Annotated in this window: 19 protein-coding genes and 5 tRNA genes; 7 read left to right on the top strand and 17 right to left on the bottom strand. The window is 59.8% G+C overall.

All coding sequences use genetic code 11. The features are described 5' to 3' along the window. Window positions 1-6 precede the first annotated feature (6 nt). Complete coding sequence (locus ACFOW6_RS06885) at window positions 7-1,458, top strand: mannose-1-phosphate guanylyltransferase/mannose-6-phosphate isomerase (protein WP_382421600.1); 1,452 nt, start codon at window positions 7-9, stop codon at window positions 1,456-1,458. 112 nt (window positions 1,459-1,570) lie between these two features. Then, a tRNA-Thr gene (locus ACFOW6_RS06880) sits at window positions 1,571-1,645 on the top strand. Window positions 1,646-1,813: 168 nt separating this feature from the next. Here ACFOW6_RS06880 and hspQ read toward each other — a convergent pair. Then, window positions 1,814-2,143 carry a heat shock protein HspQ gene (hspQ, locus tag ACFOW6_RS06875; RefSeq protein WP_382421599.1) on the bottom strand — a complete coding sequence of 110 codons (330 nt, stop codon included), beginning with the start codon at window positions 2,141-2,143 and terminating at the stop codon, window positions 1,814-1,816. 77 nt (window positions 2,144-2,220) lie between these two features. Then, a complete protein-coding gene (locus ACFOW6_RS06870; protein ID WP_382421598.1) occupies window positions 2,221-2,661 on the bottom strand; it encodes a hypothetical protein in 441 nt (146 codons plus the stop codon). Between the two features lie 187 nt (window positions 2,662-2,848). Here ACFOW6_RS06870 and ACFOW6_RS06865 point away from each other — a divergent pair. Beyond that, window positions 2,849-2,925: transfer RNA gene (locus ACFOW6_RS06865), tRNA-Met, on the top strand. Window positions 2,926-3,001: 76 nt separating this feature from the next. Here ACFOW6_RS06865 and ACFOW6_RS06860 read toward each other — a convergent pair. Continuing rightward, window positions 3,002-3,877: an AEC family transporter gene (locus ACFOW6_RS06860; protein WP_382421597.1), complete on the bottom strand. Its 876-nt coding sequence runs from the start codon at window positions 3,875-3,877 to the stop codon at window positions 3,002-3,004. A 162-nt stretch (window positions 3,878-4,039) separates the two neighbouring features. Here ACFOW6_RS06860 and ACFOW6_RS06855 point away from each other — a divergent pair, with 162 nt between their 5' ends. After that, window positions 4,040-4,657, top strand: a complete 618-nt coding sequence (locus ACFOW6_RS06855; protein ID WP_382421596.1) for a flavin reductase family protein — start codon at window positions 4,040-4,042, stop codon at window positions 4,655-4,657. Window positions 4,658-4,679: 22 nt separating this feature from the next. On the opposite strand, the gene ACFOW6_RS06850 is transcribed toward ACFOW6_RS06855, so the two are convergent. From ACFOW6_RS06850 to ACFOW6_RS06795, 12 genes are all read right to left on the bottom strand, one after another. Further along, window positions 4,680-4,755 (bottom strand) — tRNA-Val (locus ACFOW6_RS06850). Between the two features lie 144 nt (window positions 4,756-4,899). Then, entirely contained in the window at window positions 4,900-5,172 is a 273-nt protein-coding gene (locus tag ACFOW6_RS06845; RefSeq protein WP_022727140.1) for an HU family DNA-binding protein, read from the bottom strand. A 218-nt stretch (window positions 5,173-5,390) separates the two neighbouring features. Then, on the bottom strand, window positions 5,391-7,799 hold the full coding sequence (gene lon, locus ACFOW6_RS06840) for an endopeptidase La (RefSeq protein WP_382421595.1): 2,409 nt from the start codon (window positions 7,797-7,799) through the stop codon (window positions 5,391-5,393). A 143-nt stretch (window positions 7,800-7,942) separates the two neighbouring features. Further along, the gene (gene clpX, locus ACFOW6_RS06835) at window positions 7,943-9,208 is read right to left on the bottom strand and encodes an ATP-dependent Clp protease ATP-binding subunit ClpX (RefSeq protein WP_382421594.1); all 1,266 of its coding nucleotides are present in this window, start codon (window positions 9,206-9,208) and stop codon (window positions 7,943-7,945) included. Window positions 9,209-9,383: 175 nt separating this feature from the next. Next, window positions 9,384-10,049, bottom strand: coding sequence for an ATP-dependent Clp endopeptidase proteolytic subunit ClpP (gene clpP / locus ACFOW6_RS06830; protein ID WP_382421593.1), 666 nt, complete (start codon window positions 10,047-10,049; stop codon window positions 9,384-9,386). Between the two features lie 121 nt (window positions 10,050-10,170). Continuing rightward, window positions 10,171-11,856, bottom strand: a complete 1,686-nt coding sequence (gene tig / locus ACFOW6_RS06825; RefSeq protein WP_382421592.1) for a trigger factor — start codon at window positions 11,854-11,856, stop codon at window positions 10,171-10,173. A 49-nt stretch (window positions 11,857-11,905) separates the two neighbouring features. Then, window positions 11,906-11,990: transfer RNA gene (locus ACFOW6_RS06820), tRNA-Leu, on the bottom strand. A gap of 92 nt (window positions 11,991-12,082) precedes the next feature. Further along, window positions 12,083-14,536 (bottom strand): 1-deoxy-D-xylulose-5-phosphate synthase N-terminal domain-containing protein, encoded by a 2,454-nt coding sequence (locus ACFOW6_RS06815; RefSeq protein WP_382421591.1) that lies wholly within the window; start codon window positions 14,534-14,536, stop codon window positions 12,083-12,085. A 109-nt stretch (window positions 14,537-14,645) separates the two neighbouring features. Then, complete coding sequence (locus tag ACFOW6_RS06810; RefSeq protein WP_382421590.1) at window positions 14,646-14,912, bottom strand: hypothetical protein; 267 nt, start codon at window positions 14,910-14,912, stop codon at window positions 14,646-14,648. A gap of 57 nt (window positions 14,913-14,969) precedes the next feature. Beyond that, window positions 14,970-16,493: an NAD(P)H-hydrate dehydratase gene (locus ACFOW6_RS06805; RefSeq protein WP_382421589.1), complete on the bottom strand. Its 1,524-nt coding sequence runs from the start codon at window positions 16,491-16,493 to the stop codon at window positions 14,970-14,972. 40 nt (window positions 16,494-16,533) lie between these two features. After that, window positions 16,534-18,192 (bottom strand): tetratricopeptide repeat protein, encoded by a 1,659-nt coding sequence (locus tag ACFOW6_RS06800; RefSeq protein ID WP_382421588.1) that lies wholly within the window; start codon window positions 18,190-18,192, stop codon window positions 16,534-16,536. Between the two features lie 136 nt (window positions 18,193-18,328). Further along, a tRNA-His gene (locus ACFOW6_RS06795) sits at window positions 18,329-18,405 on the bottom strand. Window positions 18,406-18,540: 135 nt separating this feature from the next. On the opposite strand from ACFOW6_RS06795, the gene ACFOW6_RS06790 reads away from it, so the two are divergent. From ACFOW6_RS06790 to glnA, 3 genes are all read left to right on the top strand, one after another. Further along, window positions 18,541-19,734: a pyridoxal phosphate-dependent aminotransferase gene (locus ACFOW6_RS06790; protein ID WP_382421587.1), complete on the top strand. Its 1,194-nt coding sequence runs from the start codon at window positions 18,541-18,543 to the stop codon at window positions 19,732-19,734. A 214-nt stretch (window positions 19,735-19,948) separates the two neighbouring features. Then, window positions 19,949-20,287, top strand: a complete 339-nt coding sequence (locus ACFOW6_RS06785) for a P-II family nitrogen regulator (protein ID WP_382421586.1) — start codon at window positions 19,949-19,951, stop codon at window positions 20,285-20,287. 80 nt (window positions 20,288-20,367) lie between these two features. Continuing rightward, entirely contained in the window at window positions 20,368-21,777 is a 1,410-nt protein-coding gene (glnA, locus tag ACFOW6_RS06780) for a type I glutamate--ammonia ligase (RefSeq protein ID WP_382421585.1), read from the top strand. Window positions 21,778-21,857: 80 nt separating this feature from the next. Here glnA and motA read toward each other — a convergent pair whose 3' ends face one another. Next, window positions 21,858-22,733 carry a flagellar motor stator protein MotA gene (motA, locus tag ACFOW6_RS06775; RefSeq protein WP_382421584.1) on the bottom strand — a complete coding sequence of 292 codons (876 nt, stop codon included), beginning with the start codon at window positions 22,731-22,733 and terminating at the stop codon, window positions 21,858-21,860. A 133-nt stretch (window positions 22,734-22,866) separates the two neighbouring features. After that, complete coding sequence (locus ACFOW6_RS06770; protein WP_382421583.1) at window positions 22,867-23,250, bottom strand: acyl-CoA thioesterase; 384 nt, start codon at window positions 23,248-23,250, stop codon at window positions 22,867-22,869. Window positions 23,251-23,302: the final 52 nt, after the last annotated feature.

Here is a 23,302-nt window from a genome sequence, read left to right as displayed (position 1 = left end):
CCCCTCATGACAGCGTCCAACAATCCTTTTCCAATACAGCCGGTCATTCTCTCCGGCGGCGCTGGCACCCGGCTCTGGCCCCTATCGCGCGAAGCCTATCCCAAGCAGCTTCTACCGCTCCAGCATGAGACGCTCAGCCTGCTCCAGCAGACGGCCCTGCGGGTGGCCGATCCGGGCCTCTTCAGCCCTCCCCTGCTGATGGCCAGCCAGGAGCATCGCTTCCTGGTCGCCGAACAGATGCGCGCCTGCGAGGTTCTTCCCGAGGCAATCCTGCTTGAGCCGGTGGGCCGCAATACGGCCCCGGCAATCGCAAGCGCTGCCCTTCTGACCGCCGGAGTCTCTCCTGAGAAGATCCTGGCCATCCTGCCCGCCGATCACCGGATCGACGACACAACGGAACTTATACGCTGCATGAAGCTGGCCGCCGAAAGCGCCGCCAACGGAGCCATCGTCACCTTTGGCATTACCCCCGATGCACCCGAGACAGGCTATGGCTACATCGAATGCGGTCCAGCCGAGGCAGCGCCAAGGGGCCTCTTCGGAATCGCGAGCTTTACTGAGAAACCCGATGCGCATCGGGCTCGGGAGTATGTGGAGAGCGAGCGATATTTCTGGAACAGCGGCATTTTCGTTGCCCGGGCCGATAGCCTGTTGGAGGAGTTTGACCGCTTCTGTCCCGAACTGCTTGAGGCCTGCCGCTCCAGCCTGGATACGGCGGAGAGAGATCTCGACTTCCAGCGACTGGGAAACGAGGCCTTCACCCGCGCTCCCGCCATCTCCTTCGACCATGCCGTGATGGAACATACCGGAAAAGGACGTGTCATTCCCTGTGACCCCGGATGGAGCGATCTGGGCAGTTGGAAATCCCTCTGGCAGAACAGCCCGCGGGACGAGTTCGGCAACAGCATCTCCGGCCGGGTCCAGGCCCGAGAGGTACGAAACAGCTACCTGCACAGCGCGGATAAGCGCCTGCTGGCCGCCATCGGCCTCGAGAACATGCTGGTCGTCTCCACACGAGACAGCGTGCTGGTTGCACCGATGGAGGAAAGCGGAAGGGTTGGCCGCCTGGTCGAGGCCATGAAGCGAGAGGGCATTGCCGAAGCGGAGCACCATCCCGTCTGCCACCGTCCCTGGGGCAGCTATGAAACCCTGGCCGAAAGCGAGAACTTCAAGGTCAAGCGCATCCTCGTCAAACCGGGAGGCAGCCTGTCGCTGCAATACCACCACCACCGCTCCGAACACTGGGTGGTGGTCAGCGGGACCGCCAGCATCCTGTGCGATGAGAAGCGGCAACAGCTGCAGGCAAACGAATCCCTGTACATCCCCGCTGGCATGTCGCACCGCCTGGCAAATGACCAGCAGGTCCCACTGGTCCTGATCGAGGTTCAATGCGGGAGCTATCTCGGAGAGGATGACATCGTGCGGCTGGAGGATGTCTATGGTCGGCGTGCCCCGTAGAACTCCGGGGAATGATTCCCGAGCACAAAGCGCAATTACGGCCTTGTTTTCCTCGGGGGCGGGTGGCATTTTCCCGGCCGTATCGGAATGGTCCAACCGTTCGGGTGCAGATGCCGCCGTAGCTCAGGGGTAGAGCACACCCTTGGTAAGGGTGAGGTCGAGTGTTCAAATCACTCCGGCGGCACCATTTTCTTCCTTAAAATCAGTGACTTGTTCTGCAACGCTCTGCAAGGGAATGCAGGCCATTGCACGAACACGCTACATTGAGCGAGGGGAAAACCTGACGACATTGCCCGCAAACGAAAAGACAGCCCGTGTGGACTGTCCTTTCGATGACCCAGGCATGGTCGCGCAATCAGTGCGTCGGATGGCTCTTGGGGCGATAGCGCCCTTCTTCCAGATCGCTGAAGAAATCGCCGATCTCGGGGTGGGATATCGGGCGTCCGCTCTCGTCATGCTCCAGATTCTGTTCCGAGACGTAGGCCGTATAGGTCGTTTCATCGTTCTCGGCTAGGAGATGATAAAAGGGCTGGTCCTTGGAAGGACGCACATCTTCCGGAATCGACTGCCACCATTCCTCGGTATTCGAGAAAACAGGGTCGACATCGAAGATCACCCCCCTGAACGGATAGAGGCGATGCTTGACGATATCCCCGATCGAGAATTTTGCCGTGCGTATTGTCATGGAAAGTTCAATAACGCGCCTGGAGGCCTTCCTTCAACGCAAAACCTGCATTCAGCACCAGAAAGACAGGCCCGAACCTATTCCCCTCTGATCGCAAAAATCTCCCATTCTCCGATAGCGCGTACCGCCAGCATGTACTCTCCGGGATCGAGGGTCTCGGAACGTCCTTCCCCGGCGCCGATCTGGTTTCCAACGATACCGATCAATTCCCCAGCGAAGTCGCGAAGTTCGATGGTCATGATGCTGCCTTGGCTGGTCCAACGCAGATGCCACTCTTCTTCTGCGGTGAATACCTTGCTGTCGAAGTCGTCCTCGCCAGCAATGTTGATGATCGTCTCTTCGTCTGCAGCAATGATGTCTCCGGACTCGGCCTCTCCCGTGACGATCTTGTCGTAGCATTGCAGCCGTTCGGTGGCATCCTCGATCATGCGACAGGCTGTCAGCTCGCTCTCAAGTTCCTGCGCAGCCAGCGTCGTCGGAAGGAGAAGAAGGCCAAAAATCAGAATCAGGTATTTCATTCGGTGTTGCCTGTCTCTCATTGTTATCAGAAGGGATATAGAATCTTGCATCCAGAATATTAACCCCCAATTTCCGGATTCTGGGGAGCCTCGCATTGCTGGGGAAAAAAATCGACCCCAAGCTTGGCTTTGGGGCATTCCTTCGCTTGACGTCAGGCAGGGCTTTTCATATAGGGAGTTTCCCTTCGGCGGGGTAGCTCAGCTGGTTAGAGCAGTGGAATCATAATCCATGTGTCGGGGGTTCAAGTCCCTCCCCCGCTACCAACAGGAAAGGCTGTCGGAAACCCTCCGGCAGCCTTTTTGCGTTCTTGTGTCTCCTTTGTGACTCCCCTTTCTACCCTCAAGTTAAAGCCCAGAGAAGAACCGGCAGGAACACAAAGCTCATGATGGTGGAGAAGACCACCATGCCAGCCACATCGGTGGCGCTGCGCCCGAAGCGTTCGGCAAAGAGGTAGCTATAAACGGCCACAGGCATGGACGACTGCAGAATCAGGACATTTCGTTCCAGCCCTTGCAGGCCGAGAAGATAGCTGACCAGCAACGCCACTGCGAGGCCGCCTCCCAAACGCAGGGCGGAAAGCCCCAATCCCCTTTTCACGCCCTGCAGCGGCAGGCGTGAGAGCGAGACGCCAAGGGTCAGCAGCATCAGCGGAATGGTCATGCCACCCAGCAGGTCCACAGTGTTGGAGATCCAGACGGGCAGCTGCAGGTCCCAGATGATCAGAATCAAGCCCACGGCCACCGCATAGAGAACGGGCAGTCGCAAGAGTTCACGCCAGGCAATGGCACCTCTGGCTACAGTCATCCCCAGCGTGAAATGGCCGATCACATTGACCGTGAAATAGACGATGGCCAGCGCCAGGCCGGCTTCTCCAAAGGCGAAGAGAATGAAGGGTAGCCCCAGATTGCCCGTATTCGGAAAAATCAGAGCCGGCAGGAAGTCCCGCAGGTCAAGCCGGCACAGCTTGAGAAGCACCGCAGCCAGGAACGCAACCAGCAGCATGACCAGTATCGTTGCAAAGGCCATTTCGCCGAAGGCTTCGGGATCCGGGCGTGTCTGGTCGAAGGTTCGCACCAGCAGGCAGGGTGTACCGATATACATCACCAGGGCCGTGATCTGCGAATTGTCGAAAGGCCAGTCCTTGCGCCCCCAGACAAAGCCCAGGGACACACAGACCAGAATGGGCGCAATCACGGAAAACAGCTGTAGCAGCATGAAGCGCGGGTCTTTCCGGCAGTATGAACAGGCTGCATTGGGTAGCCTGCAGGCCGGAACAAGACAACGGCCCCGTTACTCTTTTACCCGATGGCTGCTATGCTTGAAGTCCCCAGAGGACGAGTCCCGGCTCCCAACCATCCATCGCATTCAGGAAAGTCCATGTTCTACAAGGTCGGTCATCACAAGGAAGCGGGTTTGCCCCACAATCCCTTCAAGGCGATCGTCGCGCCCCGGCCCATAGGCTGGATCTCCACCATCAACAGCACGGGGGGCATCAACCTGGCCCCCTACAGCTTCTTCAATGCCGTTTCCTCCGCACCGCCCATCGTTTTCTTTGCGCCGAACGGGCAGTCCCGCGAAAGCGGCATCAAGGATAGCCAGGACAATGCCGAACGCAGCGGAGAATTCGTGACCAACCTGGCCACATGGGACCTGAGAGAGGAGATGAACCGAACCTCCGCCGCGCTCGGGCCGACAGAAAGCGAGCCGGAATTCGCGGGTCTCGAGATGGAAGCAAGCGAACTCGTAGCTCCGCCGCGCGTCAAGCGCTCGCCGGTCAGCCTCGAATGCCGTTACCTCCAGACCCTGGAACTGCCCTCCGACTCGGAGGACGAAGGCAACTTCGTCGTCTTCGGTCAGGTTGTCGGCATACACATCGCCGACCACCTGGTGGACGCGAATGGGCTCGTGAAGATCACGGATGCCAAGCCGATCTCGCGACTCGGCTACATGGATTATGCGGTGATCGAGGAAACCTTCAGTATGCAGCGCCCCTGAGCCTGCGTAGAAGGTTTGATGATGGTGGGCGGTGACGGACTCGAACCGCCGGCATCCACGGTGTAAACGTGGCGCTCTACCAACTGAGCTAACCGCCCGCTCCAAAAGAAATGGGCAACTGTTCCCCGCAGCGGCCCGTATACTCTTTTGTGGCCTTTCAAGGCCGAAGTCTCAAGAAAAAACCGGTTATTCAGGTGAAGTTCCCGAATAACCGGTTTTTCCTGGATCATGATACGGTTGTATCAGTTGACAGCGTCTTTCAGGCCCTTGCCAGCCTTGAACTTCGGCTGTTTGGACGCGGCGATCTTGATCTTCTCGCCGGTGCGCGGGTTACGTCCCTCAGAAGCTGCGCGGTGTGCCACCATGAAAGTGCCGAAACCGACCAGGCGGATTTCGTCCCCTTTCTTGAGGGCAGCCGTAATGGAATCAAATACGGCGTCGATAGCCTTGGCGCTGTCGGCTTTCGACAGGCCGGTGTTGTCGGCTACGGAAGCCACGAGATCGTTCTTGTTCACTTAACCCCCCTTCGGTGATCTGTGAAATCCTAAGGTAATGTCGCTTAGGTAGTTTGGCACTCTAAACAGCGCCAATACGCCACGTCAATGTGGAAAGCCGCAGTTGCCGCCGGTTTTGACGCGAAAAAAACGGAGCGTGCCTCGATATGACACGCTCCGTCCAGATACTTTTAAAGCTTTCAGCAGATTTTATGCAACTTTATGCTGCAATGTGCAGTTTAGTGTGTCAGCTGGTCTCCTAACCCTTCCTCGGTGGCCTTGTGTGCCACGGGATCGACGTCGTCCGAGTCGACCCATTCGATCGGGGTCAGCTTGCCGGCCATGGCATGCTCGAGAATCTCGTCCACCGTCTTGCAGGAGATGATGGTCAGGTCCCGCTTCACGTTGTCCGGAACATCGGCAAGGTCCTTCTCGTTCTCCTGAGGGATCAGGACCGTCTTGATGTTGCCGCGCAGGGCCGCCAGAAGCTTCTCCTTCAAGCCGCCGATGGGCAGCACGTGCCCACGCAGTGTCACCTCACCCGTCATAGCAACGTCATGACGGACGGGCACGCCCGAGAGCATAGAGACAATCGCCGTGACCATGGCCACGCCGGCCGAAGGTCCATCCTTGGGCGTTGCACCTTCCGGCACGTGGACGTGGATATCCTTCTTTTCGAAGATCGTCGGCTTGATGCCAAACTCCGCGGCACGGCTCTTCACATAGGATTCGGACGCCTGGATGGATTCCTTCATGACGTCACCGAGCGTTCCGGTGGACACCACCTTGCCCTTGCCGCGCACGGTGACCGCCTCGATATTCAGCAATTCACCGCCGACTTCCGTCCAAGCCAGGCCAGTGGCGACACCCACCTGGTCTTCTTCGTCTGCCGCACCATAGCGATAGCGCCGCACGCCGGCATAGTCACCAAGGTTGTCGGTCGTCACCTCGATGACCTTCTTGTCGGTCATGGCGACTTCCTTGACCGCCTTGCGCAACAAGCCAGCCAGTTCGCGTTCCAGGTTCCGGACACCGGCCTCACGGGTGTAGTGGCGGATCAGACTGCGCAGGGCGTCGTCCGTAATACTCCACTCGCCTTCCTTGATTCCATGAACCTCGAACTGCTTCGGCAACAGATGCCGCCGGCTGATCTCGAGTTTCTCGTCTTCGGTATACCCGGGAATGCGGATAACCTCCATGCGGTCCAGCAGGGGCTGCGGCATGCGCAGCGTATTGGCCGTCGTCAGGAACATGACGTCCGACAGATCGTAATCGACCTCGAGATAGTGGTCGTTGAAGGAGTTGTTCTGCTCCGGATCCAGAACCTCCAGCAAGGCGGACGAAGGATCACCCCTCCAGTCGGCGCCCAGCTTGTCCACCTCGTCCAGGAGGAACAGCGGATTGGAGGACTTGGCCTTCTTCATGCCCTGGATGATCTTGCCGGGCATGGACCCGATATAGGTCCGACGGTGACCGCGAATTTCCGCTTCGTCACGCACGCCACCCAGGCTCATGCGCACGAAATTGCGCCGGGTCGAGGTGGCCACGGACTTGCCGAGCGAGGTCTTGCCGACACCCGGAGGACCGACCAGGCAGAGAATCGGTCCCTTGACCTTCTTCATGCGCTGCTGGACGGCCAGGTACTCCAGGATGCGCTCCTTGACCTTGTCCAGGGCATAGTGGTCGCGATCCAGGATCTCCTGAGCGCGATCCAGGTCGATCTTCGCCCGGGTCGGCTTCTTCCAGGGAATGGACACCATCCAGTCCAGATAGTTGCGCACCACCGTGGCTTCCGCGGACATGGGGCTCATGTTCTTGAGCTTCTTCAATTCCGCCTGGCACTTCTCGCGCGCTTCCTTGCTGAGCTTGGTCTTGCGGATCTTCTCCTCGAGCTCGGCCATCTCGTCACGGCCGTCCTCGCCTTCGCCAAGCTCCTTCTGAATGGCCTTCATCTGCTCATTCAGGTAGTACTCGCGCTGCGTCTTCTCCATCTGACGCTTGACCCGGTTGCGGATGCGCTTTTCCACCTGCAGGACGCCGATCTCGCTTTCCATGAAAGCATAGACCTTTTCCAGCCGGTCGCTGATGCCCGGAGTCTCGAGCAGTTCCTGCTTGTCCGGAATCTTCAAGGACAGATGCGAGGCGATCGTATCGGCCAGCTTGCTGGGTTCCTCGATCTGATTCACGGACACGAGGACTTCCGGCGGAATCTTCTTGTTGAGCTTGATATACTGCTCGAACTGGCTGACCACCGTGCGGGAGAGGGCCTCGCTCTCCTTGTCCTTCTCGCCGTCTTCCTCGATGGGATCGGCGGCGGCTTCGAAGAAATCCGCGTTCTCCGTGAAATGCGAGATCTTGGCGCGCTGGCCACCTTCGACGAGAACCTTCACAGTCCCATCGGGCAGTTTCAGCAATTGCAGAACGGTCCCGATCGTCCCCGTCGCATAGATATCGGATGGAGTGGGATCGTCCTGGGACGCATTCTTCTGGGTGACAAGCAGGATCTGTTTGTCGTCCTTCGTCACGTCTTCAAGTGCACGAACGGATTTGTCGCGCCCTACAAAGAGCGGCACGATCATGTGTGGGAAAACCACGATGTCTCTCAGGGGCAGGACCGGAAAGACATTGCCTTTGGATAAGTCGAGCATTTTACCTCTTCAGCTCCGTGCCACCAGCCGCAAGCGGCCTGATAGCACGGCCATAATGGTGGTTTCACTTTGAACCACAGATTGGCCGAGAGAAGACAAGTTCAAGGCCTTGAAAAAACCGCCGTAGAAACAGGTCACCCCTGTTATGCGCTCGAACCGACATCCTCGCGACGATCCGCATAGATGTACAACGGCTTGCCGCGTCCATCGACCACTTCACGATTGATGACGATCTCCTCGACATCCTCAAGTCCAGGCAGGTCGTACATGGGGTCCAGAAGGATGCCCTCCATGATCGAGCGCAGCCCACGTGCGCCGGTCTTTCGCTTGATGGCCTTGTCCGCGATGCCCCTCAGGGCATCTTCGGTGAACTGGAGACTGACATCCTCCATGTCGAACAGGCGCTGATACTGCTTGACCAGGGCATTCTTCGGCTTGGTCAGGATGTCGATCAGGGCGTCCTCGCCCAGGTCCTCGAGCGTTGCGACAACCGGCAGGCGGCCGACAAACTCGGGGATGAGGCCGAATTTCAAGAGGTCTTCCGGCTCAACGTCATGCAGAATAGCCCCGGTCGACCGCTCGTCCGGCGCCTTTACATCGGCCCCGAAGCCCATGGCCGAACCACGCCCCCGCTCGCTGATGATCTTCTCCAGGCCAGCGAACGCACCGCCGCAGATGAACAGGATGTTGGTCGTGTCCACCTGCAGGAACTCCTGCTGCGGATGCTTGCGTCCACCCTGAGGCGGCACGGAGGCGACCGTTCCCTCCATGATCTTCAGCAGGGCCTGCTGCACACCTTCGCCAGAGACATCCCGCGTGATCGAGGGATTGTCGGATTTGCGGCTGATCTTGTCGACCTCGTCGATGTAGACGATGCCGCGCTGGGCCCGTTCCACGTTGTAGTCGGACGCCTGCAGCAGCTTCAGGATGATGTTCTCGACATCCTCGCCGACATAACCGGCCTCCGTCAGCGTGGTGGCATCCGCCATGGTGAAGGGCACGTCCAGGATGCGCGCCAGCGTCTGGGCCAGCAGCGTCTTGCCGCAGCCCGTCGGCCCGATCAGCATGATGTTGGACTTGGTCAGCTCCACATCACCACTTTTCTGGCTGTGCGCCAGACGCTTGTAGTGATTGTGGACTGCGACGGAAAGAACGCGCTTCGCGTGGTCCTGCCCGATCACATAATCATCGAGCACCTCCGAGATATCTCCCGGCGTCGGCACGCCATCCCGCGACTTGACCAGCGTCGACTTGTGTTCCTCACGGATAATGTCCATGCACAACTCGACACACTCGTCGCAGATGAAGACCGTAGGTCCCGCGATGAGTTTTCGCACCTCATGCTGGCTCTTTCCGCAGAAGGAGCAGTAGAGGGTATTCTTGGAATCTGTGCCGCTGGATTTACTCATATCAACCGTTTTGCGTCTCTCTTCAACTCAATCATGTTAGACAGACGCGCGCCTGGCACACAACGTCAAAAAAAGCGAAGCCGGCGCACCCCTTTTGATCCAAGCATAGGCCTATCCGTCTATCCAAACAATTAACGTGGTTTCTGAATCCGGCTTGTGAAGAGCGAAACTGACATCAGGTTTCGTCGGATTTCTCTTCACCCGATTTCTCGCTGGCCGCTTCCTGCGGCACTTCGCGCTGCGTGACCACATCGTCAATGATGCCGAACGCCTTGGCTTCCTCCGGCGCCATGAAACGATCGCGCTCCATCGCCTGCTCCACCGTTTCCAGGGGCTGGCCCGTGTGATGCGCGTAGATCTCGTTGAGACGCGCGCGAACCGCCAGAATCTCCTTGGCGTGAATCTCGATGTCCGTCGCCTGCCCCTGGAAACCGCCGGAAGGCTGGTGAATCATGATCTTCGAGTTGGGCAGCGCATAACGCTTGCCCGGCGCCCCGGCGATCAGCAGCAGGGATCCCGCAGACGCTGCCTGGCCGACACAGACGGTCGAGATGTCGGGTCGGATGTACTGCATCGTGTCGTACATTGCGAATCCGGAGGACACGACACCGCCCGGCGAATTGATATAGATCGCGATGTCCTTGGTCGGATTCTCGGATTCAAGGAAAAGCAGCTGCGCGCAAACCAGCGTGGACACGGCATCATTGATCGGCCCGGTCACGAAGATGATCCGCTCTTTCAGCAGTCGGGAATAGATATCGAAGGCGCGTTCTCCGCGGTTCGTCTGCTCGACAACCATGGGAACAAGCGTATTCATGTAAATGTCCTGAGGATCGCTCATCGCTACAGCACCTTCCGGTCAACGTTCATCAATCAGGGTATCTGCTCTGCGAACAACAAAGGGAGGCCGCACCGCAGAGATGGGTGCAGCCTCCCCTTTTGCGTCCGCTATTTCAAGCGCTTCAAGCGTCTTTCGAAGCTGTCTTTTTCGTTGATGTCGACTTCGAACTCGAAGACTTGGCTGTCGTGGACTTGGAAGTCGATGACTTGGAAGCCGTGGACTTGGAACCAGCCGACTTGCCGCCCTCACCCGAAGCCTTGGAGCTCGACGCCTTCGAACCACTCGCCTTCTTGCTGGACGACGCGGTCTTGCCGGTATCCGCACCCGCCGTGGCGCCCTCCTCGGAGTCGCCCTTCTTCGCGGTGGACTTGGCCTTTGAAGAAGATGACTTCTTGCTGTCCTCCGAGGCCGCTTCCTTATTGTCCGAAGACGCGCCGCCCTTGGATTTTGTGGCCTTGGACTTCTCGGTCTTCTCGGGCGAATCCTGATTGTCGAATTCCTCGCGCAGCTGCTCCGGGGTCACCTCGCGCTCGGCAACCTCGGCCTGTTCGAGGATATGGTCGACGACCTTCTCTTCGAGCAGCGGGCCGCGCAGGTTGGCGATGGATTGCGGATTCTTCTGATAGTACTCAAAGACTTCCTGCTCACGCCCAGGATAGCGCTGCGCTTCCTGAATCAAGGCCTGTTGCAGTTCCTCCTGGGCCACGTCGATCTCGTTTATCCGGCCGACCTCGGACAGCAGCAGCCCCAGTCGGACACGGCGCTCCGCGATCGCGCGGTATTCGCCCTTGAGGGTTTCCTCGTCCTTCTCGGCATCCTCGGGATCCAGGTTCCCGGCTTCCTTGTCCTGCTGCAGCCGGTTCCAGATGGCCTCGAACTCCATTTCGACCAGGCCCTCGGGGACCTCGAAATCGTGCCGCTCGGCGAGTTCGTCGAGCAACTGGCGCTTTACCAGCGTGCGCGAGAGAGAATGGTATTCCCCGCCCAGGTGCTCGCGCAGCTTGGCCTTGAGATCATCCAGGTTCTCCGCGCCGTAGCTCTTGGCCAGTTCATCGTCGATCTTGGCCGGCGATGCCTGGAGTATGTCCTTGATCTTGACCTGGAACACGGCCTCCTGGCCAGCCAGCGCCTCGTTTCCGTATGCTTCCGGAAAGGTCACCTTGACCTCGGCGTCATCGCCCTTGTTCTTGCCGATCAACTGGTCTTCGAAGTCGCCGATGAAGGCGTTGCTTCCGAGTTCCAGATGGTGGTCTTCGGTCTCCATGCCCGGTAGGGTTTCTCCATTCACGGACCCCTTGAAGTCGATCACCAGGACGTCGCCTGACTGGGCTGGACGGTCCTCCTCGAGAGGTGCGGTCGCCTTCTGCTGTTCGGCAAGTCGGCCCAGCGCTTCCTCGATCTCGTCCTCGGGAACCTCGACCTTGAGCCGTTCCAGGGAGATCTTCGAGAAATCGGCCGGCTCGATCTCGGGCATGAGCTCCAGCTTGATGCTGTACTCCAGGTCCTGTCCCTCGTCGTAGGAGGTGATCTCGATCTGCGGCTGCGTGGCCGGACGCAGGTTGCGCTCTGTCAGCGCCTGCTGCGAGGAGTCATTGACTGCCTTCTCGAGCACTTCGCCCATCACGGACTGACCATAGCGCTTGCGCAGGAGACTTTCCGGCACCTTTCCCGGACGGAAACCCGGCAGCTTCACTTCGTCCTTCAGCTGCTCCAGGCGAGCCTGAACCTTTTCTTCTATATCGGCGGCGCTCAGGACAACCTTGTATTCCCGTTTCAGGCCGTCGGCGCTTGTCTCGGTTACCTGCATGAAAAAAGAGGCCTCTTGATGAATTGGATGGAAGTCTGACCCAACAGGTTGGTGCGGGCGGAGGGATTTGAACCCCCACGGGTTTCCCCACTGGTACCTAAAACCAGCGCGTCTACCAGTTCCGCCACGCCCGCCAGGCCAAACCCGGCGGGCTGTCCGCCCACCGCGGTCGGCGGTCTATAGCACATCTGTTTTCCCGCGAACAAGGACAGCCGAAGAAAGGCACTCAACTGCCACGCCGGCGGGACAGCAAGGCCGCAGCGCAGGCATCGATCAAGGCGTCCTCGTCCAGCCCATAGTATCGATAGAGGTCGGCAATGTCGCCCGACTGGCCGAAATGCTCAACACCCAGGGCCTGCACCCTGTGGCCGCGCACCGAACCCAGCCAGCCCAGGGTGGCCGGGTGACCGTCCAGTATGGTGACCAGAGCGGCATCGCTGGCCAGCGGCGCGAGGAGGTCCTCGACGTGGGCACGCGCATCAGAATGGCCTTGCTGGCGCGCCCGCTCCGCAGCCAACCAATCGGCGTTGAGTCGATCGGCAGAGGTCACGCAGAGCAATCCGAGACCGGGCACCTCTTCCTTCAGGCTCTCCCACGCCGCACGAGCCTCCGGTGCCACGGCACCGCTGAAGGCAATCACCAGTTCACTGTTCTTTTCGGGCAGCTCCAGCCAATAGCCGCCGCGGATGATGTTCTCGTGCAGCTCGGGCGTCATCTCGCGATCCGGCTGCTGAAGGCTGCGCGTGGACAGGCGCAGGTAGACCGAACCCCCGGTTTCATCGCGCAGCCAGCTCTTCCGACCCACCGTCTCCGCCGTGGTCTCCTCGCCATCGCGCTGCAGATAGTCCAGGGACCAGCGCAGGATGGCCGCCAGCTCATCGGCATAGGCGGGTTCGAAGGAGGCCAGGCCATCCTGGGCCATGCCGATCAGCGGCGTGGAAACGGATTGATGCGCACCACCCTCGGGCGCCAGCGTGATCCCGGAAGGCGTACCGGCAATGATGAAGCGCGAGTCCTGATAGCAGGCGTAATTGAGGGAATCGAGACCACGCTGAATGAAGGGGTCATAGAGTGTGCCTATGGGAAACAGCCGACTGCCGAACAGGCTGTGGCTCAGCCCCAGGGCCGACAACAGGATGAAGAGATTGTTCTCGGCGATTCCCAGTTCTATATGCTGGCCCTGCGGAGACATGGCCCAGCGCTGGGCGGAAACCACCTTTTCTTCCTTGAAGATGTCTTCGCGATCATGGCGATCAAAGATGCCGCGACGATTCACCCAGCCGCCCAGATTGGTCGAGACCGTGACGTCCGGTGACGTGGTCACGATACGATCCGCCAGTTCCGTTTCGCTGCGAGCCAAGTCGGCCAGGATCTTTCCGAAGCCCTCCTGGGTCGAGAGACGCTCCCCCGAAACGGCGATCGCATCCTTCGGAATCTCGATACGCGGGGCGGAATAACGGCGTGTCCCGCGCTTGTTGAACGGAACGGAGTCCAGGAAAGCCCTGAGTTCCTCCGCCGGCAGATCAAGTCCCGCGAAGAGATCCCATTCCCGACCTTCAGGAACCTTCTGGCGTTCCTGGAACAGGGCCATCTGATCCAGGTTCATGAGGCCGGCGTGATTGTCCTTGTGCCCCGCGAACGGAAGCCCAAACCCCTTGATGGTATATGCGATGAAGCAGGTGGGCCGGTCATCGTCGATGGCATGGAAGGCCTCCAGGACCGTTTCCAGATCGTGGCCGGCCAGGTTGGTCATCAGGTCGCAGAGCGCGTCGTCATCCAGGGACTCCAGCAGCTCGCGAATTCCCGGCTCATCGCCCAGGTCGGCCAACAGGTGTTGGCGCCAGCCGTCACCCCCCTTGAAGACCAGTGCCGAGTACAGGGAGTTGGGGCAATCGTCGATCCAGCGCCTGAGCGCCTCGCCTCCCGGCTTCCGGAAGACCGCCTCAAGCTTCTTGCCGTATTTCAGGGTGACCACACGCCAGCCCATGGTCTTGAACAGCTGGTCGATCTGCCCGAAGAGGCGATCCGTGACCACGGAATCGAGGCTCTGCCTGTTGTAGTCGATGATCCACCAGACATCCCGGATGTCATGCTTCCAGCCTTCGAGAAGCGCCTCGTAGACATTCCCCTCGTCCAACTCGGCATCCCCGACAAGGGCTACCATGCGCCCGCGCTTCACCTCCTTCGGCAGGAGCTGCTTCATGTCCAGATAGTCCTGGACCAGACTGGCGAAGGAACTCATGGCAACGCCCAGCCCAACCGAACCGGTCGAGAAGTCCACGTCATCCCTGTCCTTGGTCCGCGAAGGATAGGACTGTGTTCCGCCAAACCCCCTGAACGTCTTGAGGCTCTCCACGTCCTGATTGCCCAGGAGGTACTGTATGGCATGGAAGACGGGACTGGCGTGGGGCTTGACCGCAATGCGGTCATCAGGTTCCAGCACCTCGAAATAGAGCGCGGTCATCAGGTTGACCAGGGAGGCACAGGAAGCCTGGTGCCCTCCCACCTTCAGGCCATCTCGGCTGGGGCGAAGATGATTGGCGTTGTGAATCATCCAGCTGGAAAGCCAGAGGACCTTCTGGCTGAGGGCATCCAGGCTGGCAAGCCTGTCCGCCGGCTCCGGGCGCTGCCGGTTATGCTGTTGCGGGAGTCTGTTCGAGCTCGCTGTGTCTGCACTCATGGTTCGCCTGGTACCCTGGCCGATCGGTTCTCTTCAGAACCTACGGGACCACAGGCAGGCGTGGCGTGCAAAAGAAAACAGTGTCTATGACCGTTGCGCCAGACAGCTCTCAGGCGGTTTCCAGGTCATGGCGCACGGGAAAGCGCTCCATGAAGGACGTCATGTTCAGAGTCCGGTGGTCTTCGAACCAGTCATAGGATTTCTGCTGGACCTTGATCTGGAAACGTACGTGATCGATCCCCATGCGATCCTGCATGATCGAGAGGACGCGGGCGGTTTCGACCACACCGTTGGCAGGCTGGGAGCGGAAGGTCGAACCGGCTTCAATATCGCTTGCCTTCAGGCGGCGCGAGGAACGAAAACCCATCAAGCTCATCTTGTGCCCTCCTCCCTTTCTGGTCAGGGGTTTGGAATAAAGGGTATTTCCTTGCCTCTAACACTCTTCCTCAAAGCGTTGAGAATTCGTTAATTTCCTGTTCCTGTTCCGTAAAAGGTTCAATACCTGCGGAATCCTGAAGGGAATATCCTCCGAGATCAGGCCCGATCCCACCGATTGCGCCGCCTCGGCATGTACCCAGATAGCTGCCGCGGCGGCCTGGAATGCCGGCATTCCTTGCGCCAGCAGTCCGGCAATCATTCCGGTGAGCACATCTCCGCTGCCAGCCGTGGCCAATTCCGCAGGTGCGTTGCCGTTGACCACGGCCCGCCCATCTGGAGCTGCCACAACGGTGTCCGGCCCCTTAAGCAGGACGACCGCACCAGACGTCTCGGCGGCCTGACGGGCTCGTGCAACGCGGCTGCCGCCAGGATCCGCAAAAAGCCTGCGGAACTCCCCGTCATGCGGTGTGAGCACCACGCGGCTGCTGCAGAGGTCGAACAGACCCCTTGGTTCCTCGGAAAAGCTTGTCAGAGCGTCCGCATCCAGCACCAGCGGCCAACCGGTTTCCAGGAGAACCTCGATCTGCTGTCGGCTCTGCGGAGTCATACCCAGGCCCGGCCCTGCCGCCGCCGCGGTAAAGCGGCCGGCCTCGAGCAAACCGCGCAATTCCTGCGTGTCATCGCAGTCCCGCACAATCAGGCTTGGACTGTCGCTGCGATAGACGAGGCCGGCGCCTCGCGGCGCGGCTATGCTGACCAGCCCGCTGCCGATCCGCAACGTACCGCGCGCCGCCAGCCGCACCGCACCCGTCATCGCCTCGCCGCCCAACAGCAGCGTATGTCCTGCATGATACTTGTGATCCTCCGGCTGCCGCCAGGGCCAATTCTCAAGCCATAGCTCGGGACCGTTCTCCCAGAGACGTGGAGCAAAACGCTCAAGTACCTTTTCGGGTATTCCGATGTCCGCCAGGCGCACCTTTCCGCAGTGCCCGCGCCCCGGAAACAGCAGATGGGCCGGCTTCTTGCGAAAGAAGGTCACAGTCAAGCTTCCGCGAACGGCGACGGAACCGACAGCTTGGCCGCTGTCCCCGGCAATGCCGCTGGGCACATCGACGCAAACCACAGGCCGATCCAGTCGATTGACACGCAATACGAGGTTTGCCACCTCGCCCTCCAGCGGGCGCGAAAGACCGGCCCCGAAGAGCGCATCCACCACTATGTCCGCCTCCGCGGGGTCTGCCTCACCGAGCGGCTGCACGTCGCCCTCCCAGAGGCCGGCATGCCACGCAGCATCCGGTGGCAGCTTGCCCGCCTGCCCCAGCGCGGCGACCTGAACAGGCCAACCTGCTGCCGCCAGGTGACGGGCAATCACATAACCATCTCCGCCATTGTTTCCCGGTCCGCACAATACGAGCGTCCGCCGTGGTGACCAGTTCTCGAAGATGGCCCGACTGACGGCTGCGCCCGCGTTTTCCATGAGTTCACGAGACGATACGCCACATTGCACGGCAGCCTGATCGGCCCGATAGAGTTCCGCCACGGAAAGCAGGCAGTTGCACATCGCGCTACTGGGCAGCATTTGAGCATCCGCCGTCATTTCGGTCCTGCCACAGTATGGGTCATTGCCGAGTGACGACCCGACAGAAGGCCTCACTGTCGGTGGCCGTGATCGCCTCGCAGCTTTCCTGCCCTGCAGCACGGGTCTCGTAGCCTACGGCCAATACCCTCAGGAACACGCCATCATCCGTTTCGATTTCGCGCGTGTCGTAGGACAGTCCATCCAACTGTGCTTCGTGCCGTGCACGTGCCTCGTTCCACAGACGGCGTGCGCCGTCCTCCGTTCTCATGGAGCCCAGCCAGAGCGCAAAGTCCCCGTCCCGGCTTGCTGCCTGGTCCGTGTTCTGATCATTGTCCGGAGTGTCGGTCTCCGTTTCAGCCGAAGCCATTTCTTGCGAGCCTTCCTGAACTTCGCCGGCGTCCTGCTCCGGTTCCCTGGCGTCCGCCTCCTCGCTTTCGTCCTCAGCCGCCGCCTCGCCAGCGCCCTCATAGAGGGGGTCGGCTTTCATTTCGGAAAGAGCATCACCTGAAATCGAGCCTGCGGCCGCCTGTTCTTCAGAGGCCACGCCATTCTCTTCAGCGTCCCTGGCCTCTGCCTCGTCTGCCTCGTCTGCCTTCTCTGCCTCCTTGGCTGCGGCTGCAGACTCGGCTCTGCTTCGGGCAAGGCGATTCATTCGTTCAGGGTATAGTTCCACTGCACCAGTGGGGTCCTTTTCCCGCTTTACTCCGGAATCACCGTTTTTTTTTACGTCGCGGGTCTGTTCCGGATCCTCCTGAAGAGCGGAATCTAGCGGAAACAGGTCGCGTGCCGAGGTCTCGCCCTGTGGTGCGGAAGCCTGATCACCTCCGAGCGTATCACGGCTGTCCTCAGCCTCCGCTGTCTCGCTTTCGGCAGTGCTGTCATCAACCTCTCGCGCCTCATCCTCAACCGCCTCCGTTTCCTCCGGAGCAGCGGGACTTGCATCGGTTTCCTCGACAGGCGCTTCTGGCTCGGCGACCTCGGCCGGCTCAGTTAGAGACGGCTCAACGGATTGCGGAAGCTCGTCTGGTGCATCGCTGGCAATGCCTGCTGTCTGCAGCTTCTCAGCCTCTGCTTCCGCGCGCTCATGCCCCTGCTCGAGCGCCCGCTCATACCAGTAGAGTGCCCGGCCGGGATTCTCGTCGACACTGACCCCGAGGCGATACATCTCGGCCAGCGCGAACTGGGATTCGGCCAAGCCGCTTGCCGCCCCCTTGCGGAACCATTCCGCGGCCTCGGCCTGGTCCTGGTCGGTACCGGTACCCTGGTAGTAGGCGAGCGCGACATTGTACTGGGCCTGTCGGTGCCCGTTGCGCGCAGCGTCGAGCCACAGTTCGAATGCTCTTTCTTCACTGCGCGGCGCGCCATGTCCCTGGATATAGAGCAATGCCAGATTGTTCTGTGCATCCGCCAGCCCGGATTCAGCGGCCAGTCGATACCAGTCCGCCGCCTTCGTAAGGCTGCGCATGACACCATCGCCACCATTCTCGTAGAGCTTTGCCAGCGCGTACTGGGCCTGCGCATCTCCTGCCTCGGCAAGAGGCAACAGGATCTCCTTCGCCCGCTCGTAGTTCTCCGCCTCGAAAGCCGCGACCCCGGCCTCATATCCCTCCCCTGCATCCTGTGCGGATACGGCGGGGGCGCAGAGCAACGCGATGGCCGTCACAGCAGCACACGCAACGCCGTGAATCTGAATGGACACGTTAAGGGACTCCCGCATTCTTGAATCGTGCCTGTGACCTTATCGGCACCTGTAAACAGCGGCAAGACGAGAGGTGCGTCCGTGAGCGCATCGGAACCGGATTTCTGCTTTGGCGGGAATGATGTTCGAGAAGATATGGGGTGGCTGATGGGATTTGAACCCACGGCCTCCAGGACCACAACCTGGCGCTCTAACCAACTGAGCTACAGCCACCACCGGGAGCTCCGCCCCTAGCGGAACGTTGAGTGTGTTTACCCCTCAGCTCTCGGCGGCGTCAAGTACAACGGCTTTAATTCTCGGGCCTCCTCTGAATAGAATGGGTCAACGTCAAATCTGGGAGACTTCAAGGTGAAGACTGTTGATGCGCTGAATCGCCTCGGAACCGAAACCGCTTTCGAAGTCCTGGCCCGGGCTAATGCCCTCGCGGCCCAGGGCCACTCCATGATCAATCTCGGAATCGGACAACCGGACTTCCCCACCCCCCCTCATATCGTCGAGGCAGCGATCAAGGCCCTGCGCGATGGGCATCACGGCTACACGCCGGCCAATGGCATTCCTGAACTGCGGGAAGCCGTGGCAGCAGAACTGGAGCCTCGCGCCGGCAGGCCGCTGGATCCTGATCGCGTTTTGATCGTTCCGGGGGGCAAGGTCACCATGTTCTTCGCCATCACGGCTTTTGGAGAGCCAGGTGCTGAGATCGTGTACCCGAACCCCAGCTTTCCGATCTACGAGTCCCTCATCAACTACACGGGCGCAACTGCCGTTCCATTGATGCTGAAGGAAGAGGATGCCTTCGGCTTCAAGGCCGAGGACCTGCTGTCACTCATCACCGATCGCACCCGACTGGTCATCCTGAACAGTCCGGCCAATCCGACCGGCGGCGTAGTGGCGCCTGAAGAGCTGCATCGCCTGGCCGAGGGCCTCGAGGCCCATCCCCAGGTCACCCTGCTCTGTGACGAGATCTATAGCCGTATCCTCTATGGAGAGCATCGGCATGCCAGCTTGCTGGCTTACCCTTCGCTCTCGGAACGGATCATCCTGCTGGACGGCTGGAGCAAGACCTATGCGATGACAGGCTGGCGCCTAGGCTATTCATACTGGCCCGAGGCGCTGGTCGGGAAGATGGCGCGTCTGGCCGTCAATTCCTATTCCTGCGTCAACGCTGCCGCGCAGCACGCCGGCCTTGCAGCATTGACGGGCCCCCAGGAAGACGTCGAGCGGATGCGGCTGGCTTTCGACCAGAGACGCAAGGCGATTGTCGAGGGCCTGAACCGAATCGAGGGAGTGTCCTGTGTCGAGCCCGGAGGCGCCTTCTATGCCTTCCCGAACATCTCCGGAACCGGCTTCACGGCGAAACAGCTTGAGGAAGGACTGCTGGAAGAAGCCGGGGTGGCCGCCATTGCGGGCACATCCTTCGGGGCAAACGGAGAAGGCTTCCTGAGGCTGTCCTATGCCAACAGCCTGGAGAACATCGAGATCGCGCTGGAGCGTATCGCAAACTACCTAACCGAGCGACGGCCACAGGCCGCATCGGCTTCATAGCTTCACAAGCAGAACGGAAATCTGTTTTTGCGACATGATGAAAGTTTGGGCAATCTGCCTTGTTCGTAGGCATATTACTTTGCCGGCCAAACAGGCAGGTGTTCGAAAAGCACCGGTTTTGAGGTTCGCCGGAAACTGGCACGCCTCCTGCTTATGAGAGAAAGTGGGAACGGTGCGTTATCCCTAACCACACGAACGAACAGTGAAGAGAGCCATGAAGAAAGTCGAAGCCATTATTAAGCCCTTCAAACTCGATGAGGTGAAAGAAGCCCTTCACGAAGTCGGTATCAAGGGGATTACAGTCACCGAAGCCAAGGGGTTCGGCCGTCAGAAAGGCCATACCGAACTCTACCGTGGTGCCGAGTACGTCGTCGATTTCCTGCCAAAGGTCAAAATCGAGGTCGTGGTCGACGACAACCTGGTGGAACGCGCTGTTGACGCCATTACAGAGACGGCCCGCACCGGCCGGATCGGCGACGGCAAGATTTTCGTCAGCTCCGTTGACGAAGTCATTCGCATTCGTACCGGCGAGCGCGGCGCGGAGGCTGTCTAAGACGTCTTAACCCCGCCAGAAACGGGCACTCATCATAAACACATAAATCACAGAGCAGAGACAGAAAGGACGCAGACGCAATGTCCGATGCAAAGACCGTTCTCCAGATGATCAAGGATAACGACGTGGTCTACGTCGACTTCCGCTTCACCGACCCGCGCGGCAAGTGGCAGCACGTTGCCCAGCATGTGGATACGGTTGACGAGGAACTGCTTAGCGAAGGTGTCATGTTCGATGGCTCCTCGATCGCAGGCTGGAAGGAAATCAACGAGTCCGACATGAACCTGAAGCCGGACCTGACTTCGGCCGTCATGGATCCCTTCGCCGCCCAGCCCCAGCTTATTCTCTTCTGCGATATCCTCGATCCTGTCACCGGCCAGCCCTACAACCGTGATCCGCGCACGACGGCCAAGAAGGCGCTGGCCTACATGGCCTCCAGCGGCATCGGGGACACCGCCGTCTTCGGTCCGGAAGCAGAGTTCTTCGTCTTCGACGATGTCCGTTTTGCCGTCGACATGCATCACTCCTTCTTCCGCTTCAGCAGCGAGGAAGGCCCCTACATGTCCGGAACGGAGATGGAGGAAGGCAACCTGGGTCACCGCCCGCCCATCAAGGGCGGCTACTTCCCGGTTCCGCCTGTCGACTCAGGGACCGACCTGCGTGCCGAGATGGTCAGCGTGATGAAGGAAATGGGAGTGCAGGTAGAAAAGCACCACCATGAGGTGGCCCCCTCGCAGCACGAACTGGGTATCAAGTTCGACACGCTTGTGAAAACCGCGGACAACATGCAGGTCTACAAGTACGTCGTGCACAATGTCGCCCATTCTTTCGGCCGAACAGCGACCTTCATGCCGAAGCCGGTCTATGGTGACAACGGGTCGGGTATGCACTGCCACCAATCCATCTGGAAGGATGGCAAGCCGCTGTTCGCCGGCGACGGCTATTCCGGCCTGTCCGAAACGGCGCTGTACTACATCGGCGGCATTATCAAGCACGCGCGCGCCATCAACGCCTTCACCAACCCGACCACCAACAGCTACAAGCGTCTGGTTCCCGGCTTCGAGGCACCGGTGCTACTGGCCTATTCCTCGCGCAACCGCTCGGCATCGTGCCGCATTCCCTTCGGCGCCGGTCCCAAGGCGAAGCGCGTGGAGATTCGCTTCCCCGATCCGACGGCCAACCCCTACCTGGCCTTCACGGCAATGCTGATGGCCGGCCTCGACGGTATCCGGAACAAGATCCATCCGGGCGAAGCCATGGACAAGAACCTCTATGACCTGCCGCCGGAAGAGCTCAAGGACGTGCCCACGGTCTGCGGCTCTCTGCGCCAGGCCATCGAGGCCCTGGAAGCCGACCATGAATTCCTGCTGGCCGGCGATGTCTTCGACAAGGACCAGATCGAGGGGTACATGGAGCTGAAGTGGGAAGAGGTCTATGCCTTCGAGCAGGCCCCGCATCCGATCGAGTACAAGATGTACTACAGTTCCTGACGCCCTTCGCAGCGTCGGAACGAAACGGGCCGCTCAATGAGCGGCCCGTTTTTTCGTCCGTTATTCCTGCCCGGAAGGGATCAGGCCGCCGCCTCGTTGGGAATGGCATTGATGGCCTCTTCCAGATCGTAGAAGGATGGCTGGATGCGACTGGGCACGTTGCCGCGGCCGATTTCCACGGAAACCTGGGCGGCATGGCCATGCAAGTGAGCCGTGATCGTATCTCGGATTACGGCATAGAACTGTGCTTCCTCGTCGATGATCTGCTTCAGCCGCGAAGCCATCGGGCCGACGAAACCATAGGCCATGAAAACGCCGAGAAAGGTTCCCACCAGGGCCGAACCGATCATTCCACCCAGTACGTCCACGGGCTTGTCGATGGAGGCCATCGTCTTGATCACCCCCAGCACCGCCGCCACGATACCCAGCGCCGGCAGGCCATCCGCCATGGTCTGAAGCGCTTCGGCCGGTTTGAGCGCTTCCTGATGGTGCTTGTCCAACTGGCGCTCCATGTAATCCTCGACCTGGTGCGGGTCGTCCAGGTTCATGGTGACCATACGCAAGGTGTCGCAGATCAGGGCCACGACATGATGATCCCCGGCGATCTTGGGGAACTGCTGGAAGATCTTGCTCTCCGCCGGGTTCTCGATGTGCGGCTCCAGGCCCACCACGCCCTTGGTCTTCATGACCTTGGTCAGCGCGTAGAGCAGGCAGAGCAGATCGCGATAATCATCGCGATGCCAGCGCGGCCCCTTGAAGACCCGCATTACTCCGCCAAGCGTCTGCTTGACGATGCTGCCAGCATTGGCGATCAGCAGGGCACCCACCGCAGCCCCTCCGATGATCATCATTTCGAGGGGCAAGGCCTTGAGAACGATCTCCATGTTCCCTCCGGCCAGCAGATATCCACCGAACACCATGAAAACGACCATTACCAGGCCACCAGCCGACAGCATTCTTGATCTCCCGCTTTTCAGGCTGCTCTTGCAAACGGCGGAAACACCACGGATTCCGCACCTGGCAGGCACTATGGTCGCTCAAGTTTAATTTTCCGCTAAGATCGCTGACAGCGGGAAAGGAAGACCGTTTTCAGCTTCCTTCGGGGATCGGGCGTGGAGTCCCGGCTGCGTCGATCGCCACATAGACGAAGTTGCCTTCGGTCACCTTCACATCCTCGTCGGTGCGCTGCCGCTTGGCCCATGTATCGATGTGAACCGTCAGCGACGTGCGTCCGATCTTGATGATCTCGGCATAACATGTCACCAGATCACCCACATGAATCGGACGGTGGAAACGCATGGCATCGACGGCCACGGTGGCGATCCGGCCATCCGCCCGCACGGAGGCCGGGACGGATCCGGCAAGGTCCATTTGAGACAGGACCCAGCCGCCGAAGATGTCACCGTTTACATTCGCATCCGCCGGCATGGCCAGCGTTCGCAGTGCCGGGTCTCCTTTGGGAGGCTTTTCCATGAAACCCTCAATATTTCGTAGTGTGTCGGGAGTCAGCCTACCGCATCTTCTT

The organism is Fodinicurvata halophila, from assembly GCF_042651425.1.
In the GTDB taxonomy this organism is placed as follows: Bacteria; Pseudomonadota; Alphaproteobacteria; order Kiloniellales; family DSM-21159; genus Fodinicurvata; species Fodinicurvata halophila.
This window is presented reverse-complemented; position numbering and strand designations above follow the sequence as displayed.